Raw genomic sequence first — 680 nt, forward strand, 5'->3', positions numbered from 1 at the left:
GTAAAGGGAGGACAATCACATGAAAATAATCAATATTGGAATTCTTGCCCATGTAGACGCTGGAAAGACGACCTTGACGGAGAGCCTGCTATATGCCAGCGGAGCCATTTCAGAACCGGGGAGCGTCGAAAAAGGGACAACGAGGACGGACACCATGTTTTTGGAGCGGCAGCGTGGGATTACCATTCAAGCGGCAGTCACTTCCTTCCAGTGGCACAGATGTAAAGTCAACATTGTGGATACGCCCGGCCACATGGATTTTTTGGCGGAGGTGTACCGCTCTTTGGCTGTTTTAGATGGGGCCATCTTGGTGATCTCCGCTAAAGATGGCGTGCAGGCCCAGACCCGTATTCTGTTCCATGCCCTGCGGAAAATGAACATTCCCACCGTTATCTTTATCAACAAGATCGACCAGGCTGGCGTTGATTTGCAGAGCGTGGTTCAGTCTGTTCGGGATAAGCTCTCCGCCGATATTATCATCAAGCAGACGGTGTCGCTGTCCCCGGAAATAGTCCTGGAGGAAAATACCGACATAGAAGCATGGGATGCGGTCATCGAAAATAACGATAAATTATTGGAAAAGTATATCGCAGGAGAACCAATCAGCCGGGAAAAACTTGTGCGGGAGGAACAGCGGCGGGTTCAAGACGCCTCCCTGTTCCCGGTCTATTATGGCAGCG

1 protein-coding gene is annotated in these 680 nt (G+C 50.7%); it reads left to right on the forward strand.

Annotated elements, in window-relative coordinates; translation table 11 throughout:
• Nucleotides 1-19: 19 nt before the first annotated feature.
• Nucleotides 20-680 (forward strand): GTP-binding protein (locus QP915_RS11590; RefSeq protein ID WP_284769433.1); only part of this gene is annotated, 661 nt, incomplete at its 3' end.

It is taken from the genome of Corynebacterium sp. MSK158 (assembly GCF_030229085.1).
Classification (GTDB): Bacteria; Actinomycetota; Actinomycetes; order Mycobacteriales; family Mycobacteriaceae; genus Corynebacterium.